This window comes from Variovorax sp. PAMC 28711 (assembly GCF_001577265.1).
GTDB lineage: Bacteria > Pseudomonadota > Gammaproteobacteria > Burkholderiales > Burkholderiaceae_C > Variovorax.
Window position 1 is genome coordinate 1487152 of sequence record NZ_CP014517.1, and the last position, 13821, is coordinate 1500972.

Annotated in this window: 13 protein-coding genes and 1 pseudogene; 4 read left to right on the plus strand and 10 right to left on the minus strand. The window is 61.8% G+C overall.

The annotated features are described in order from the left end of the window. Window position 1: 1 nt before the first annotated feature. A complete protein-coding gene (locus AX767_RS07410) occupies window positions 2–1864 on the minus strand; it encodes a glycosyltransferase family 2 protein (protein ID WP_068630024.1) in 1863 nt (620 codons plus the stop codon). Beyond that, on the minus strand, window positions 1861–3879 hold the full coding sequence (locus AX767_RS07415) for an acyltransferase family protein (RefSeq protein ID WP_068630026.1): 2019 nt from the start codon (window positions 3877–3879) through the stop codon (window positions 1861–1863). Before AX767_RS07415 ends, AX767_RS07410 begins: the two co-directional genes overlap by 4 nt. A 131-nt stretch (window positions 3880–4010) precedes the next feature. Between AX767_RS07415 and AX767_RS07420 the strand changes: the two genes are divergently transcribed. The 3 genes from AX767_RS07420 (at window position 4011) to AX767_RS21310 (ending at window position 6201) form a co-directional block, all read left to right on the plus strand. After that, window positions 4011–4817 (plus strand): ABC transporter permease, encoded by an 807-nt coding sequence (locus AX767_RS07420; RefSeq protein ID WP_068630028.1) that lies wholly within the window; start codon window positions 4011–4013, stop codon window positions 4815–4817. A 14-nt stretch (window positions 4818–4831) separates the two neighbouring features. Continuing rightward, complete coding sequence (locus AX767_RS07425; RefSeq protein ID WP_068630030.1) at window positions 4832–5533, plus strand: ABC transporter ATP-binding protein; 702 nt, start codon at window positions 4832–4834, stop codon at window positions 5531–5533. A 302-nt stretch (window positions 5534–5835) separates the two neighbouring features. Then, entirely contained in the window at window positions 5836–6201 is a 366-nt protein-coding gene (locus tag AX767_RS21310; protein WP_156480985.1) for a hypothetical protein, read from the plus strand. A gap of 38 nt (window positions 6202–6239) precedes the next feature. Here the strand turns inward: AX767_RS21310 and AX767_RS07440 are convergent, their stop codons facing one another. From AX767_RS07440 to istA, 4 genes and pseudogenes are all read right to left on the minus strand, one after another. Then, window positions 6240–6407, minus strand: coding sequence for a hypothetical protein (locus tag AX767_RS07440; RefSeq protein ID WP_156480986.1), 168 nt, complete (start codon window positions 6405–6407; stop codon window positions 6240–6242). Window positions 6408–6507: 100 nt separating this feature from the next. Next, window positions 6508–6753 (minus strand): annotated as a pseudogene (locus AX767_RS07445) (transposase domain-containing protein); the annotation flags it as partial. A 199-nt stretch (window positions 6754–6952) separates the two neighbouring features. After that, complete coding sequence (istB, locus tag AX767_RS07450; protein ID WP_068629574.1) at window positions 6953–7744, minus strand: IS21-like element helper ATPase IstB; 792 nt, start codon at window positions 7742–7744, stop codon at window positions 6953–6955. Continuing rightward, window positions 7737–9260, minus strand: a complete 1524-nt coding sequence (gene istA, locus AX767_RS07455) for an IS21 family transposase (RefSeq protein WP_068633399.1) — start codon at window positions 9258–9260, stop codon at window positions 7737–7739. Before istA ends, istB begins: the two co-directional genes overlap by 8 nt. Window positions 9261–9498: 238 nt before the next feature. Here istA and AX767_RS07460 point away from each other — a divergent pair, with 238 nt between their 5' ends. Continuing rightward, entirely contained in the window at window positions 9499–10125 is a 627-nt protein-coding gene (locus tag AX767_RS07460; RefSeq protein WP_156480987.1) for a hypothetical protein, read from the plus strand. Between the two features lie 3 nt (window positions 10126–10128). Here AX767_RS07460 and AX767_RS07465 read toward each other — a convergent pair whose 3' ends face one another. From AX767_RS07465 to AX767_RS07480, 4 genes are read right to left on the minus strand one after another with little or no spacing between them, the layout of a single operon-like run. After that, entirely contained in the window at window positions 10129–11118 is a 990-nt protein-coding gene (locus AX767_RS07465; RefSeq protein WP_156480988.1) for a lysylphosphatidylglycerol synthase transmembrane domain-containing protein, read from the minus strand. Between the two features lie 41 nt (window positions 11119–11159). Then, on the minus strand, window positions 11160–11555 hold the full coding sequence (locus AX767_RS07470; RefSeq protein WP_068630042.1) for a GtrA family protein: 396 nt from the start codon (window positions 11553–11555) through the stop codon (window positions 11160–11162). Next, window positions 11549–12865 carry an NAD(P)/FAD-dependent oxidoreductase gene (locus tag AX767_RS07475; protein WP_068630044.1) on the minus strand — a complete coding sequence of 439 codons (1317 nt, stop codon included), beginning with the start codon at window positions 12863–12865 and terminating at the stop codon, window positions 11549–11551. The genes AX767_RS07470 and AX767_RS07475 overlap by 7 nt, the downstream gene beginning before the upstream one ends. A gap of 3 nt (window positions 12866–12868) precedes the next feature. Next, window positions 12869–13801: an NAD-dependent epimerase/dehydratase family protein gene (locus AX767_RS07480; protein WP_068630045.1), complete on the minus strand. Its 933-nt coding sequence runs from the start codon at window positions 13799–13801 to the stop codon at window positions 12869–12871. Window positions 13802–13821 lie beyond the last annotated feature (20 nt).

Sequence of the window (13821 nt, forward strand, 5' to 3'; positions counted from 1 at the left end):
CTCACAGCGCTTCGACGCGCGGCGGACACGCGTAGCTGAAGTCTTCGCTGGTCGCCGTCAGGTTCGGGTTGTACGAAGGATCGCGCTGCAGCAGGTCGGCCCATCGCGAATGCATATACGCCGTCTCCCGCTCGAACCGGGCGCGTTTTTCAGGCGCAACGTCGTCACCCCGCGTCGCGGATTCATGGTGGATCAGTTCGGCATAGGGAGTCCACACATTGCGGTAACCCGCTTCGCGCACCCGCAGGCACAGGTCGACGTCGTTGAACGCGACCTTGAGGTGGACTTCGTCGAGGCCGCCGACTTCCTGGTAGATCGATTTGCGAATGACCAGGCAGGCAGCCGTGACGGCAGAGAACGACTGCACCAATGCAGCCCGGCCCGCATAGCCGTTCAATCCCCTCGGCAGCCCCTTGTTGGCATGCACCGCAAGGCCACCGACACCCAACAGCACCCCCGCATGCTGGACCGTCATGTCGGGGTACCACAGCCGCGCGCCGACGGCGCCCACGCCGGGCTGGCAGGCGAGCGCCACCATTTCGGACAGCCACTCGGGCGTCATGACCTCGATGTCGTTGTTGACCAGCGCGATCAGCTCGCCGGTGGCCGCTTCCACGGCTGCGTTGTTGAGCGCGGAGTAGTTGAAGTCGCGCGCATCGCGCATCACGCGAACATCGGGTCGCTTGGCCAGCGTTTCGAAATACGCCAGCGCCGCAGCGTCGTCAGACGCGTTGTCCACGATGATGATTTCGTAGTTCGGATAGGTCGTCTTGGCCACGATTGACTCGACGCACTGCCGCATGAGCTTCAGCGCGTTGCGCGTCGGGATGATGATCGACACCAGCGGCGGCGGCGCAGGGAGTTCGTAATGCGTGCGGTAGCCGAAGCCGACGTATTCGGCGCGTGCCGCCACGTCCAGCCGACCGTAGTGTTCATTCAGGGCCCGCTCGCCTGCCACCGCCGCGTAGGGCTTCGCGTTCATGGACCGCGCGGTGCTTTCGGCATGAATACGCCAGTGGTAGAGCACGCGCGGCACATGCTGCACCTGCTCGGGCCGGATGCGCTCGACGCAGCGCAGCACCAGGTCCCAGTCTTGCGAACCTTCCATGCCGAGGCGAAAACCACCGACGGCGCGCACCAGCGCGGTCGACAGCACGCCGAGGTGGCTGAACATGTTCTGCGACCGGAAGAGATCGATGTTCCAGTCGGGCTTGAAGTACGGATCGGACCGGCGTCCCTGCTCGTCGATCTTGTCCTCGTCGGAATAGATGAGCTGCACGTCGGGATGCGCGGCGATGCAGTCGGCGATGCACAACAACGCGTGTTCTGCCAGGAGATCGTCGTGGTCCATCAGCGCGATCCACGCGCCGCTCGCGACTTCGAGTGCGCTGTTGGACGCGGCAGAGATGTGCCCGTTCTTCGGCCGGAAGACGACCTTGATGCGTGGATCGGTTTCGCTGTACTGACGCAGCATGTCGCGCACCGCCTGCGACGGCGAAGCATCGTCGGCGATGCACAGCTCCCAGTGCGGATAGAGCTGCGAACGCACCGATTCGATCGCCGCACGCAGCCACACCGGGTCGGGGTTGTAGGCCGGCATCACGACCGAGATGAGCGGTGTCGAAGCCATCGTTGAGACACGCTCGACGAGGCGGCTGCGCTGGGTCGGGCTCAAGGTGTCATTTGCCGCCACCCATGCGGGATAGTCGTTGCCCGGCCGCGCGCGGCGCCGCAGTTCCCACATCACGCCCTTGCGGCCCGCCTTGCGGTACACACGCCATGCCTGCGGCAAACGGCCCATCAACTGGGGGCCGAGCCGCAACGCCTTGCCTGCGAGTCGAAACAACTGGGAAAGGCGTTTCATGGTTTGGGCTGCGCGATGGCGGCATCGAGGAAACTGGCAAAGCGGCTGACATAGGTCGCACGCAAATGCGACGCGTCCTTGTAGATCGGCACGTCCTGCGCATCGCTTCGGGTGCATTGCCCTGCAGGCTGGCACAGCATCGCCATCGGGTCGATCACCACGGCGCCGTTGTCCAGGGCGATGCGCTGCAGACGGTCATGAATCGCTTGCTGCGATGCCGTCAGGGGGGCAGTCGGGCCAGCACGCGTCGCAGAAATGGTCTTCAGGCGGCTGCCGGTGATCATCGTCTTGGGCTCGAAGCCCGGACCCACCGGCACATTGAGGATCAGGTAAACCTTCTTGCCCGCAGCCTTGAGCGAACGGATCGTCGTGGCCAGCGCCTGGTAGGCGCGCTCCACGCCGTCGCCACCGCGCAGCATGTGCCGCACGCCGCCTTCGCGCAGATAGTAGTGGTCGGCCACCGGCGGTGCATCCGGTGGTGGCGGTTGCGGGCCCACGTCGAAATAGCAGGCCCAGCAGCCACCGAGCACCACCGTGTCGATTTCCGGGCTTTGGGCAAAGCGCAGCATGATGTCGACGCGCTCCGCGCAACCGGGGTCGCGTTCTTCCACGAGATTGGGAATCGGCGGGCAGGCGCCCCGCGTCGCGAAGAAGAGGTCGTTCAGCCGGTCGGGCTCGGTGCGTGCAAGCGCCATCGCGCGCGGCGCGTATTGCTCGACATGGCTGTCGCCGAGCAGCAGGACGCGCTCCTTGCCCTGGCCGAGCCGGTAGATGTCCTGCCCCTCCCTCACGATCGAGCGCATGTCGCCAGGGTAATCCCAATCGCTTCCGGCCGACACGATGGCCTGCAGGGTCGGATCGCTGTTGCGCGGCGGCAGAAGCTTGAAGAACGCGACGGCGCCCACGACCGCCAGCACCACCATGCTCACTGCCAGCACCTTCACCGCGCCGTGCCCCTCGCTCTGGCGGATCGGCCGCTCGATAAAACGATAGGTCAACCAGGCCAAGGCAAACGACGCCGCCACGGCACCGATGCGCACGGCGAGTGGCGGCGTGCCGCCCTCGACGATGCGCGCAAACGCCAGCAACGGCCAGTGCCACAGGTACAGCGGGTAACTGATGAGGCCGACCCACACGAACGGCCGCGACCCCAGCACCACGCGGTTGAGCCATGCGCCCATGCCGGCGGAAATACACAGGTAGGCGCCCACCACCGGCAGGATCGCCCACCAGCCCGGGAAGGCCTTGCTCTGCTGGATGGTGGCCAGCCCCAGCCCGATGAGCGCCACGCCCCCAATGCTGCGCAGCTGCGCGCCACGCACCGGCCGGGCTTCTGCGGTGCGCCGCATGGCGGTGTGCGCCAGCAGCCCGCCCGCCGCCAGTTCCCAGAGGCGCGAGAGCGGCGAATAGAAGGTCGCGTCTGCATGCCGATGCACGCCCGCCACATTCAACAAGAACGACAAGGCGGTCGCCACGCCCATCCACAGCATGAGCCCGCGCGCGCCCTTGAAGCGCCACGCCAGCCCCAGCAGCAGCGGCCAGACAATGTAGAACTGCTCTTCGACCGCGAGCGACCACAGGTGCAGCAACGGCTTCGCTTCGGCGGCGGTGTCGAAATAGCCCGCCTCGCCCCACAAGACCAGGTTGGACACGAAGCCCGCGCTGGCGGTGACGTGCTTGCCGAGCTGACTGAACTCGTCCGCCAGCAACACGTACCAGCCGAAGGCAAAGGTCAGCGCCATCACCGGCAGCAACGCCGGGAAGATGCGCCGGATGCGCCGCGCATAGAACTCGCGGTAGCTGAAGCCCTTGCCCGCGAGGCTGCCCAGAATGATCGTGGAGATCAGGAAGCCCGAGATCACGAAGAAGATGTCGACGCCGATGAAGCCACCGCGGATCCACTTGGGAAACGCGTGGTAGCCCACGACGGACAGCACCGCGACGGCACGCAGACCGTCGATGTCGGGACGGTATTTTGGATGGGTTAGATGAGCGGGGGCGGGGGAAACCAACATACTGGAGTTATGCAACGCCGCAGCAGCGCGGCCGTTACTGCGAGGCCGCTGGATTATCCATTGGCTCACAGAGCTTGGTGACATGGGAGTGCCGGCTAAAATCCGGAGTCTGCTTCCAGCTCATCCTCCGCATGTCAAAACCAATTCAATCCAACCTACAGCAAAGCGCGTGGAAGGATTGGTGGGAGGGGACTCGACGCATCGACATCTGGTGGACGCTGGCGTGGTTTGACATCGTGCTGCGCTATCGCCGTTCGGCACTGGGGCCGTTGTGGCTCACACTGAGCATGGCGGCCATGATCGGCGGCATGGGGCCCTTGTATTCAACACTCTTCGGCACAGAACTGTCGAAGTTTTTTCCCCACCTTGCGCTCGGCATCATTTTCTGGACCCTCTTTTCGGTCACGGTGGCAGATTCAAACGAAGCCTTCAATAACGCAGCCAACTACCTCAAGCAGGGTTACTTTCCGATCAGCCTGTTTGTATGGCGGACTATTGCGCGCAGCCTGATCCAGTTTGCTCACCACATCATCATTTATGTTCCGGTTGCAATTTGGGCGGGTGTGACCTTGTCTTGGCAGGCGCTTCTGGTAGTGCCCGCATTTGCGTTGCTTCTTATCAATGCTCACTGCGTTGGCATCGCCTTGGGAATTCTCTGCACTCGGTTTCGCGACATTGCACAAATCGTCACCAGCGTGATGCAAATGCTGATGTTTTTGACGCCCGTTTTTTGGTTGCCAGAGAGCTTGCCTGACCGCGCACGCTACATGCTTTGGAACCCATTGGCCCAGATGCTGGATTTGCTCCGCACACCTTTGATGGGCGGCGTGGCCCATCAGCACAGTTGGCTGGGCATGTTGGCCTGGACGTGCGTGAACATAGTGTTGGCGTCCATTTTGTTTAAGCGCTATCGGCGCCGCGTTACCTTCTGGCTCTGATTGCAAGCTGTTCAATGGCCTACATATCCCTAAAAAGCGTCAGCCTCGGCTTCCCTATCTACGGTGCCAGCGCGACATCGTTCAAGAAAACATTGGCGGCCTCTGTGACGGGAGGGCGCGTGGGCCGCGACACCGGCGTGACCGTCGTGCAGGCGCTGTCGGAGATTAATCTCGAGCTGAGGGCCGGTGATCGGCTAGGAATTCTGGGCCACAACGGAGCAGGCAAGTCGACACTGCTTCGGCTGCTTGCGGGTGTCTACGATCCGACGTCTGGCAACTACGAACGCCGCGGCACCGTTGCCAGCCTCATCGATCCGTCAATGGGTATAGAGCGCGATGCCACCGGAATTGAAAACATCATGCTCCGCGGCTTGACCATGGGCATGAACCGGAGGGAGATCGACGGCATCACCGCCGAAGTGTGCGAATTCAGCGGCTTGGGCGAATACGTCCACATGCCGGTTCGCACCTATTCGACCGGCATGATGATGCGCTTGGCGTTCGCCATCTGCACGAGCATGCATGCCGACATTTTGCTGATGGACGAATGGCTGTCTGTTGGCGATGCGGAGTTCAGCCTCAAGGCCGAGGAGCGCATGCGCAGCATGGTCGCCAAGTCTGGCATTTTGGTGCTTGCGTCCCACTCTGCGGAGCTAATTGCCAAGGAGTGCAATCAAGTGATCTATCTGGAGCATGGTCGAATTCTGAAGAGATGAGGCTCCTCAAGGGGGCTTTTTCTGCAGCGCGACAATCCATCCTTATCTTGATCAATTCTCAACACTCAAAGTGGCTGTTTGCTGCGATAGGATCAAACGAATGACGCCAACAAGCGAACCGGCATTCTTGTAAAACTTGGACAACAAGGTCATCACGATCCGCACGGCGCTATCCGACAACGACAAGATCGCGTTGCTTCGAGTTCAGCAACTCGTTGGTCGCACAGTGGGAAAGTACTCCTATATCGAAATCGGCTCGGAGCAAGACGCGAGCCTCCAACCGCATCTGCTGGACTCGGCATGTGTGTTATTTCGCTGATCAAACGGCAGACGAGTTCGCGTTTGTCTTAGAGAAGATGCTGCTCGTTAGCCCGAACGAATTAGGGCGGCAGTTCGTTGATGCATGGTGTCACTCCGTGTTCAATGACGCCGCTGTTGATCCCCTTCGTTTGGCGCGATTTGAAGAGGCGCTTCGTCGCGATTGCTCCGACGCTGTGATTCATTCGTTGCCGCTGCAATTGCATTTGCTCGCCGCAAAACACCGCGCCTTGGGAAGGGCATCCGCTCAAGACCGCGTCACGGAGCTCGAAGCTGAGCTCAACACAGCGCAGGTATGCGGCGCCGAAGCAACGGCGCGTGCCACCGCACTGGAGCATTCAATTTCATAGAAAGTCACGGCACCGTTGCGTGCCGTGCGGCGCCTGCTTCAGTAGCCGTCACTCAGCGAGATCTCGGCATCGATCGCGTTGTCCAGCATCTCTGCCATCAACCGGTGTGCCTCCCCAGCTGCCGCAGCAGACGCCACCGCGATGTCCATGATCGGGCCCGCCGACGACTGCGCCGTAGTCGACGACAGGTCAGTCGGCAAGCGCAAGTGCGCAAAAAATTCAGGCTGCAACACAGTGCGATACTCGTAAGCGGCCAGCCATCCCACCTTGACGGCAATTAGCGAAGCCCGTTAAGCGATGTGCTGATCAGCCTGCGGGCTGCTGCCAGAGATGCGGAAGCAGCTCGTCGATGCGGCTGTTCAGATGGGTCGGCAGCCGCGTGAGCACGTCCTTCAGGTAGGCCCACGGATCGTGGCCATGCAACTTGGCCGACTGCACCAAACTCATCACGACCGCAGCACGTTGGCCAGCAAGTTCGCTGCCGGCGAACAGCCATGCTTTTCTGCCCAGAGCCCACGGACGGATCTGGTTCTCGCAATGGTTGTTGTCGACTGTCGGCGCCGGTTCAACTTTGACCCACCCTGCCGTTTGAACTTTGACCCGGGGATGGAAGCCGGCATCGTGGATGCCGGCTGTGCATAACTCTACCGTCTTCGTCCTTTCCCGGTTTCCTTTCTGATGACTGATCGCTTGCACGAAGAAGGCGCGAAGGGCGAAGCCCGCAGCGCCTTGTCCCCTTCTGCGGTGTTGCTCAACCGGCGTTTCCAGCCGACGCCTTTCGCTCCTGCTCACGAGCTTTGATGCGCTTCTTCGAGTTGGCAGTGGCGTGCGTGATCCGGTAACTGTCATTGCCCGTCTCCACGATGTGGCAGTGGTGCGTGAGCCGGTCCAGCAATGCTGTCGTCATCTTTGGATCCACGAACACACTGCTCCATTCAGCGAAGTCCAGGTTGGTCGTCACCACGACGCTGGTGTGCTCGTACAGCTTTGAGAGCAGGTGGAACAGCAATGCCCCGCCGGCCTGGCTGAAGGGCAGGTATCCCATCTCGTCGAGCACCACCGCGTCCAGGCGCAGCAGGCTCGCCGCAATGCGCCCCGCTTTGCCCTGGGCCTTCTCCTGCTCGAGTGCGTTCACCAAGTCGACGGTCGAGTAGAAGCGCACACGCTTGCCATGCTGCGTGATGCCCGCCACGCCGATGGCGGTCGCCAGATGGCTCTTGCCCGTGCCGGGGCCACCCACCAACACGACGTTGTGCGCCTCGTCGGTGAAGGCCATTTCGGCCAGTTGCAGCACGAGCTTGCGGTCGACCGCCGAGACCTCGAAGTCGAATCCTGCAAGGTCCCGGTGCACAGGGAACTTCGCCGCGTTCATCTGGTGGGTCACCGAGCGCGTGGCGCGCTCGGTCGTCTCGGCACGCAGCATCTGCTCGACCAGCCAGCGCGAACGCTCCAGCTCGGTGTTGTCCTGCTCCATCAGATCGGCCCAGGTTCCCGCCATGCCGTGCAGGCGCAGCGTCTTGAGTTCGGCGATGACGTCACGCATGACCGGCCTCCCTTATCTTGTTCAAGTCGCGCAGCCGGTCGTAGCGAGCCGTGTCGGCGATCGGCGGCGTCAGCACCTGCAGCGACGTCTCGACGTTCTCTGGCCGCGGCGCCGAGTTCAAACGCGCGAGTACGTTGATGACGTGTTCGACGCTCACACGCCCGGAGGGCGGTGCACCGTCCAGCGCCAGCTCTACGGCCACCAGCACCGCCTCCAGTCCGGCCGTCGGCACCAAGGCCAGCACCCGGGCCATCAGCCGGTCGCCTCCGCTCTCGCGCAAGAGTGCACGACGCAACCGCTGCAATGATTCGGGCAGATCGGTGAACGGTGCGCCATTGCGCAACGCGCCTGGCTTCCTCTGCACCAGCGGCACATAGTGCTGCCAGTCGTAGCGCGTCTTGCTCTTGTCCGTCAGACGCTCATGCTCGGCCACGACACCGTCGCCAGCGACCACCGTCACGCGCGTCGGGTACAGGTGCGTGCTGACCATCTGCCCGGCCAACTCGCATGGCACCGAGTAGCGGTTGCGCGCTACCGACACCAAGCAGGTGCTGCTCACCCGGGCCACCTCCTCGACGTAGCCATCGAACGCGGCCGGCATCGGCATCAACTGCACCCGCTCGTGCTCGAGCATTTCGGCAACGCTGAACTGCTTGTGCTCGGGATGCCGGACTTCTTCCCACAGCGCCCGGCAGCGTTCCCCCAGCCAGGCGTTGAGCTCGTCGAAGCTGGCGAAGCGCCGCTCACGCGCGTCGATCCAGATGCGCCGGCGGCTGTCCTGGACGTTCTTCTCCACCACACCCTTCTCCCAGCCCGAAGCGACGTTGCAGAAGTCCGGGTCGTACAGGTAATGCGCGCACATCACCGCGAAGCGCGCGTTGACGGTGCGGCCCTTGCCCTTGTGCACCTTGTCCACGGCGGTCTTCATGTTGTCGTAGATGCCGCGACGCGCCACACCGCCGAGCGCCGCGAAGGAGCGCGTGTGCGCATCGAACAGCATCTCGTGGCCCTGGCTCGGGTACGCCACCAGCCAGAACGCGCGGCTCGCGCACAGCTTCATGTGCGACACCTGCAGCTTGCGGTACAGGCCCCCGATGACCAGCGACTCGTCGCTCCAGTCGAACTGGAACGCCTCGCCCAGCTCGAAGGTCAACGGCACGAATGCCTTGCCGATTGCAACGCCGCCCTGGCTGGCGCGCCATGTACGAATGAAGTCCGTCAGTTGCGTGTAGCCGCCTTCGTAGCCCGCCGCGGCGATCTGCTGAAGCAGTGCCTTGGCAGTTCGCCGTTCCTTCCTTGGGCGGCGCGCATCGGCCAGCAGCGCCATCTTGATCGTTTCGATGAACGGCGCCAGCTTCGTCGCCGCCGGGCGGCGACGGTACTTCGGTGGCTGCGCCACCGGCGTTCGCAGGTACTTCCTCACCGTGTTGCGCGACAGGCTCGTCGCCCTCACGATCTCGCGCACCGACTTCTTCTCGCGGTGGTGCATCCGCAGGACCTTGCCAATCATGGCCATGGTGATCACTCCTCATACCCCCGCCGCTTAAAAAAGCAGCAGGGTAGGCTGAACACCCGGGTCAAATTTGAAGCGGCACAACCCTCACAGGTGGGTCAATTTTCGGCCGGCGCCAACAGTCTTGAGGCCTGGCGGCGAAGTTCGGCTTTGCATTCCCGACAAGCGATACACATTCGACTTGCCGCGAGCGGAGACCCAAATTGCTGACGTTCTGAGTGCTCACCTAATGGGAGCCAGAGTGCCGCAGGCGCGCGCCATCCTGGATCATTTCCTCAACGTGGCACATATCGACTGTGTCGATGCTTGGGAAGAGCGAATCACTGGCGAAACTGCGACGCGACAGGTCGATTCCAGATCGGCGATCGAAGCCGCAGAAGACATGCTGACCCATGGCACCTATCGCGACAGTCATTGCTGGGTATTCACGCCACACTCGTTTGCCGTATTGATGGGGCGACTTGCTGAGACTGGGCATCAGCCCTTTCGATGCGCGAGCTTCTTTCCGACGGAGCGTCACACATTCGAATTCTTTGTGACCTTGGAAGCCTGCGACGACAGGCAGCGCATCATGGAAAGTTGGAAGACGCTGCAGGTCGAGGTGCTCGCCCAAGGTGGCGATTTTCGATCCGTCGTCCGCGAGGAACTGGCCGAAGCATTACGACACGCCGACGCACTTCGTGCGGAAGTAGAACGGCTGCGCGGGCACGTCCCGGATCATCCAGTTCAAGCTGTCGAGAGCCTCAAGGTCACTGCATCATTGCAACAGCAGGTTGAAAATTTAACCACCGTCATCGAGGCCTTGCGGGGGTCCACGTCGTGGAAAGTCACGGCACCGCTGCGTGCCGTGCGGCGCCTGCTTCAGTAGCCGTCACTTCAGCGAGGTATCGGCCCCCTTGCACAACAGAGGTGATCCCATTCGCTTGGTTGGCTTCATACGCAAGCCGACACCCGCAAAGGAGATCAGCCCGATGAGAACGCCGCACCAGAGGGTGACACATCGCGTTGCGATTGCGATTGCAACTGCATCCCCCTTCTTGGCGCCCTGCACCATCAGCTGAAACACCAGCGATGCCTCCATGGTCCCGAGCCCTCCCGGCACCATGCTCGCGGCGCCGAGCAGCGTGGCATTCACAAATATCTCCACCGCCGTCGCCGGCTGCAACGACAGGCTCACCCCTGTACAAAGCACGGTGAACACTGCAGCTTGGATGCCAAAGGCCAACGCGGCCAGCAGGGTGAACAAAGCCGCATTGCGCAGCGTCCACAGCTGCGCCCATTGCCCTAGCGCCTCGACGACCACACGCCCGGGCGCGAAGCCCCATCTGCTTGCAACCGCCGTTGCACGACCAAACATCAGCGGGCTTCGAACCAGATGACAAAGAGCAAAACTGCCCCCCAGGACGACGCCCATCACGACACCCACGAAATTTAACGAACATCGTACAAGCAGACCTGCAACGGCCCCGAGCAGGCACACGCCGAGCACGTCCGATAACCGATCGGCTAAGAACGCACCAAGGCTTTTGGAAAGAGGCACCCCCATAGGCAGCAAGAACAGCGATCGGACGGTTTCACCTAGCTTGCCCGGCGAGGTGGTGAGTGCCAAGCCCGAGAGGTAGATCGCGAAGTTGATGCCAGGGGGCACGCTATTCCCCAGGCACCGCAGCGCCACATGCCACCGAACGAACCGGATCACGTGGGCGGTGCTGGCAACGAACGCCGCGCCCACCAACAACAGCCAACTCAGCCGGACCAGCGCGCTGGTCACTTCGTCCCAACCGCTCCAGACCATGCCGCCGAGGCTCAAGGCGGCGCCCAGAAGCACGAACAGGATCAGCCAGCGCAGCAGCTGGTACATCGGCCTGCTCAGCAACTGAGTCGTATCGACACCCGGTGTGTTCACGCTTTCTTGAACGTCAGCATCCGGTGCCCGAAATAGCTCGTCGCCACCGGGACCAGAACCCCCACCAGATGCGCGGTGGCTTCGGCCTGGGCCACGACGCCGAGGCTTGGCAGAATCCAGCGAGCCAGGACCAGGCTGATGAGCAGGGTCTGTATCACCGCCAGAAGGTTGACGGCGACGAACTTGGCAACCTGCGGCCCCAATGCCCCGCTCCCGGCGGAGAACACATGCTGTCGCATGAGGACGAAGGCGACGCTCATCCCGACCAGGTAAGCCAGCACGATCGCCGGCCCATAGCTCAGCCAGATGCTGAACAGGAAACGCGATCCGTAGTTCGCTGCAGCGGCAATGCCGCCGGCGACAAGGAACCGGATGAACTGCGAACTCAGCATGCCGGCATGTCCGTCCCGGCGGCGGCGGACGTTGCAAGTTTGCGTCCGAAGCCAATGCTCTCCGAGATGCCGCGATCTTCGGGGTAGTAGTACGACGTGTCCGCGACCCACAGGCCCTTCACCGGCAACATCGCGGGCGGCAGACGATCCAGATAGCCTGGGTCGCAGATGGGTTGCGCATACCGATAGCGGCTGGCCCGCATGTCGATGAAATCGTCCGGTGTGAGGTCGGGGTTGATCTTCATGCAGTACTTCCTGACCTTGGCCAGGAAGACTTCGTCGGCATCCTTGAACTTGGGGTGTTCGCCGGGCATGTAGAACGGCACGTACAGCACATGCGGGTCGAGAGGCCGGAGGTTGCTGTATTCGACCAACCCGGGGATGTCCATTTCCGGGTCATTGATGTTGAGCCAGAAGTTTTCCGTAAGCGGCTTGCGCAACTTCGCGATCACACAAACGACGGCGATGTTCTTGAGCGCGGCAAACGCATCGAGGGTCGATGCCGGCAGCCTGGGGATCAACCTCGGCACATAAGGCAGCGGAACGGTGCTCACGACCTTGTCGAAGGCTTCGAAGCCTGCGGCGGTCCTGACACCCTTGACCTCCCCGTTATCGATGACCACCTCGGAGGCCGGCGTCGAGAGGCGAAGCTCTCCGCCGCGGGTCTCTATTGCGGACTTCAGCGCATCGAGCAGGGTTTGCGAGCCACCTTCCAGATAGCCAAGCTTTTCCTTGAACAAACTGTAGCGCGAGCGTCCGATCCGGCGGATGCGGCTCCAGATCCATGCAGCCGAAAGGTTGGAGCTGTAGTCGTAGAACTTGTAGTCGAACAAACGCCGCCACAGCACTTCGTACGCTTCCGTGCCGACCCAGCGCTTGATCCAGACGATGGCATCCTCATGGTCCAGCGGCTTCCAGTCGTTTCGCTTGGTCGACAGAAACGCATGCAGTCCGTAGCGAAACTTGGCGACCCAGCCGAGGCCCTTGAAGGTCAGCAACGCCATCGGGTTGCCCCAGGGCTGCAACCGGTTTTGATACCAGTAGCCCATCTTGGTCGCGACCCATTTCATTTTTCCGGCCAGCCCCAACTCGCCAATCACCTGCAGAAACGCGCTGTCCGAGATGCAGTGGAAGTGGTAGTAGCGCTCGATCTGCAGGCCGCTGAAATCAAATGCCGCCGTCATGCCGCCCACGCGGTCGTCGGCTTCGAAGATCACGGGCCGATGACCATCCAGCGCCAGTTGGTAGGCAACCGCCAGCCCCATGGGGCCGGCACCGAGCACGGCAATACGTTGTTGTGGTTGGGTCATGGCCTAGAAGTCCAGCACAACTTTGCTGTAGACGGGGTGATTGAAGGTTTCATTGATCGCTTCGGCAAAAGGCGTGCTGCGAACGCCGAACATTCCCGGCCAATCGACGACCTCGAACTCGTCCTTGGCGACCAAGGCCTGCAACTGCTGCGTCGTGAACGGCGGATTCTTGTCGAACAACGCCCAAACCCACAACAGGGCATAGAACAAGCCATAGGGAATCCTGACGATCCTTGCCTTGGCGCCGGTTGCGCGCTTGATCTCGCGAATGATGTCGATGTAGTCGACTTTTTCGTGCCCCGAGATGTTGAACGTACCCTGTCTTACGTTGTTCTCGATGCAGCTGATGATCACGTTACAGAAGTCACCCACGTAGAGCGGTTGACGCATGAAGCGCCCGTCGCCTGGCACCGGAAACACCGGCTGCTTGGCCATGAAGCGCGAAAGCCAGCCCAGGTGCTTGCGGTCGAACCAGCCGAACATCAGCGTGGGTCGAAGGATCGGGCACTCGATTCCGCTCGCGAGAACCATTTTTTCCTGCTCTTTTTTCGAGCGCGTGTAGAAGTCGTCGGCCACCGATTCAACGACCGAAGAGCTGATGTGAATCAGTTGCGGAACCTTGTGCTTTCGAATTTCTTCAAGCACTAGGTGCGTGGAGGTCACGTTGTTGTCCACGAACTCCTGATAGTGAATGCCGCCGATCTGGGCCTGAAGCATGACCACCACCGATGCGCCTTCGAAGTGGCGCTGCCAGTAGCCGGGCTTCGACAGATCGGCCAGTTCGACGACGACGTCGGGCTGCACGCTCTTGAGCGTTGCCAGATTTTCTTTGTGCTTGTCGATAACGACGATGTGCGAGTAGCCCTTTGCGCGCAAACGGGCGACGAGATTTTGACCAACCAAGCCGGCGCCGCCTGGCAAAACAATTTTATTCATCAAAAAACTCTTTGAGGAAA

Excerpts from the sequence above, each read along its gene's own strand:
- AX767_RS07410 (WP_068630024.1), bottom strand. The coding sequence starts at position 1,864 with ATGAAACGCCTTTCCCAGTTGTTTCGACTCGCAGGCAAGGCGTTGCGG.
- AX767_RS07415 (WP_068630026.1), bottom strand. The coding sequence starts at position 3,879 with ATGTTGGTTTCCCCCGCCCCCGCTCATCTAACCCATCCAAAATACCGT.
- AX767_RS07420 (WP_068630028.1), top strand. The coding sequence starts at position 4,011 with ATGTCAAAACCAATTCAATCCAACCTACAGCAAAGCGCGTGGAAGGAT.
- AX767_RS07425 (WP_068630030.1), top strand. The coding sequence starts at position 4,832 with ATGGCCTACATATCCCTAAAAAGCGTCAGCCTCGGCTTCCCTATCTAC.
- istB (WP_068629574.1), bottom strand. The coding sequence starts at position 7,744 with ATGCGTGACGTCATCGCCGAACTCAAGACGCTGCGCCTGCACGGCATG.
- istA (WP_068633399.1), bottom strand. The coding sequence starts at position 9,260 with ATGGCCATGATTGGCAAGGTCCTGCGGATGCACCACCGCGAGAAGAAG.
- AX767_RS07465 (WP_156480988.1), bottom strand. The coding sequence starts at position 11,118 with ATGTACCAGCTGCTGCGCTGGCTGATCCTGTTCGTGCTTCTGGGCGCC.
- AX767_RS07470 (WP_068630042.1), bottom strand. The coding sequence starts at position 11,555 with ATGCTGAGTTCGCAGTTCATCCGGTTCCTTGTCGCCGGCGGCATTGCC.
- AX767_RS07475 (WP_068630044.1), bottom strand. The coding sequence starts at position 12,865 with ATGACCCAACCACAACAACGTATTGCCGTGCTCGGTGCCGGCCCCATG.
- AX767_RS07480 (WP_068630045.1), bottom strand. The coding sequence starts at position 13,801 with ATGAATAAAATTGTTTTGCCAGGCGGCGCCGGCTTGGTTGGTCAAAAT.